Genomic DNA, 2,717 nt, shown 5'->3' on the forward strand with positions numbered 1-2,717 from the left:
CCCCACGCGTCCCCACCCAGGGCCCCGACCTCATCCCCCTCGCCCGGAACAACTGACACCCACCGCACAGAAGGCGGCCGCCCCCTCCCGAAGGAGAAGACGGCCGCCCACCGGAACAACCCCTAGAACACCGGCGTACCCTCACGCGTCAGCCGCCAGTCCACCGACGCGAACTGCGCACCGTCCACCGAACCCTTCGCCTGCACCCAGGCGATGATCGTGTTGCGGATCTCCTCCGAATTCGCCCACAACTGCTTGGCACCCGCGACATGCGGGAAGTTCCCGCCACCACTGGCCCGGTAGTTGTTCACCGCCAGCACGAACTCCGCCGCCGGGTCGATCGGCTTGCCCTCGAACGAGAGATTCACGATCCGCGAGCCATTCGGCTTCGCGACGTCGATCTCGTACGTCAGCCCCGACACCGCGTCGTAGTTGTAGTCCGGAGTGTTGTCCGCGTTCGTCAGCTTCGCGGTGTCCACCGGCGCACCCGCCGGAGTCTGCACGTAGTACCGCGCCGAGAACTCCAGGTAGTCCTTCAGCTGCGCACCGGTCAGCAACCGCGCCTCAAGCGTGTTCTCGAACGGATACAGACCCGCCGCATCCTTGATCGTCACATTCCCGGCCGGAATCTGCGCCGTACGCGAGAAACACGACGCCTGCGACAACACCGGAAGCGCCGCGTACGCGCCACCCGCCAGCGCCGCCTTCACCGTCTCCGCCTGAACCACATTGATCAGATCGATGATCGGCTCGTCCTTCCAGGCCGCCTCCGCCGTCGTCATCGCCGCCGTCGACGTACCGATGACCTGGTTGACGTACGCCACGACCTTCTTGTGCTCGTCCGCCAGCAGCCGGGTGATCTTCGGGTCCTCGGCCACGGTGTTGGAGTTCAGCACCTGCGAACCCGCCTTCTCCACCACCCAGCGGCCCTTCTCCCACACCAGGTCGAAGTCGAACAGCGTCAGCCGCTGCCCCCACTTCAACGGCTCCGAGAGCACCACCTTCTTGCCGGTCTGCTTGTTCTCCACGAAGTACTCGGGAATCTCCAGGTGCGCGTGCCCGACGAGAATGGCGTCGATGCCCGGAACCTGCTCGGCCACCAGACCGGCCGCGTTCTCGACGTACGGGATCTGGTCACCGTACGACGACGTACCGCTGTTGCCCGAGTGCGCCGAGACGATCACCACGTCCGCACCCATCGAACGAAGCCGCGGCACGAACTTCGCCGCCTGCTCCTCCAGCCCCGGGAACACCATCTTCCCGCTGACGTTCGCCTTGTCCCAGATGGCGATCCCCGGGTTGGTCAGCCCCAGGATCGCGACCTTCACATCCCGGCCGTGCGGGGTACGCATCCGCTTGATGACATACGGCGCGAACGCCGGCCGCAAGGTCTTCGCGTCCAGCGCGTTCGCACCCAGCAGCGGGAAGTCGCACTGCTCCTCGAACTTCCGCAGCACCGGGATGCCGTAGTTGAACTCGTGGTTGCCGAGCGCCGCGGCGTCGTACCCGATCGCGTTCATCGCCTGAGCCATCGGATGCACCGGACCGCGCTTCGCCGTGATCGGATCGATCTTGGCGTAGTAGTACGACAGCTGGGTGCCCTGGATGGTGTCACCGGCATCGATCATCAGCGTATTGCGACGGCCCTTCTCCCGGCGCACCTGGTCCACCAGGGTCGAGATCTTCGCCAGACCGACATCGTTGTGCGCCTTGTCGTCGAACTCCTTGTCCGTGAAGTAGTCCCAGTTGAAGACGTTCCCGTGCAGATCGGTGGTGCCCATCACCGTGAACGAATACCGCTTCGGCGGACGCCCGTGACCGTGCCCATGCCCGTGACCGTGCGCCGAGGCGGGCGCACCCGAGGCCCCCGCGATCGCCACACCCGCACCGGCGGCCGCCGATGTGCCCAGGAACGTCCTACGGTTCAGCGGCATTTCGTCTCCCACATCTCAGTTCTCACGCAACTCGGTTCTCGCGCGAAGCGGCTCCTCGGCAACAAGGCCACCGCACACAACGCGCGTAGATTCTGACCCAGGAGCCACGCCACGCAACACCCCTGACGGGTTTCGATCTGGTGACCAGCCGCTGTCGGACCCGAGTGCCACAGTGGACCCATGACCGACACCCCACCGTCCTACGGCACCCCCGAACACCCCCGCGTCGCCGTCCGCGGCGAAGCCCGCCTGGAGGTCGACCCCGAAACGGCCCGCATCGGCATCACCGTCACCGCCCGCGGCAAGAACCGCCGCAACGCCCTCGAAGACCTCACCCGCCGCAACGACCAGGTACTCGAACTCGCACGCTCCCACGGACAAGCCGTGGAAAAACTCGAAACCGGCGCATTCTCCATCACGCCCGAACTCACCCAGAAGGGCCGCAACGAACAAATCCACGCCTACCACGGCCGCGTCCACATCACCGCGGTACTCAACGACTTCACCGCCCTGGGCGAATTCACCACCCGCATCGCCGACCTCGAAATGACCCGGGTCAACGGTCCCTGGTGGGGACTGCGCCCCGACTCGCCCGCACACGCAACCGCCCGCCGCCAGGCCGTCCACGAAGCCGTCCAACGCGCCCGCGAGTACGCCGACGCCCTAGGCGCCCACCTCACCGCACTCGTCGAACTCGCCGACCTCGGCGCGGAGAACACCGCCCCACCCGTCCCCGCCGCACCCGGCGCCCCACGCGGCAGAGCCGCCTTCGCGGGAGCCTGT

At 66.7% G+C, this 2,717-nt stretch carries 2 protein-coding genes; one reads left to right on the plus strand and one right to left on the minus strand.

Annotation, left to right across the window (positions count from 1 at the left end; all coding sequences use genetic code 11):
* Positions 1–122: 122 nt before the first annotated feature.
* Complete coding sequence (locus AADR41_RS41815; RefSeq protein WP_342287683.1) at positions 123–1,934, minus strand: bifunctional metallophosphatase/5'-nucleotidase; 1,812 nt, start codon at positions 1,932–1,934, stop codon at positions 123–125.
* Between the two features lie 180 nt (positions 1,935–2,114).
* On the opposite strand from AADR41_RS41815, the gene AADR41_RS41820 reads away from it, so the two are divergent.
* The coding region (locus tag AADR41_RS41820) for an SIMPL domain-containing protein (RefSeq protein WP_342287684.1) at positions 2,115–2,717 on the plus strand (603 nt) is incomplete at its 3' end.

Source organism: Streptomyces sp. CLV115 (genome assembly GCF_038448545.1).
Taxonomy (GTDB): Bacteria; Actinomycetota; Actinomycetes; order Streptomycetales; family Streptomycetaceae; genus Streptomyces; species Streptomyces sanglieri.

What these genes read in the sequence shown, in the direction of transcription:
- AADR41_RS41815 (WP_342287683.1), bottom strand. Translation starts at nt 1,934, where the DNA reads ATGCCGCTGAACCGTAGGACGTTCCTGGGCACATCGGCGGCCGCCGGT.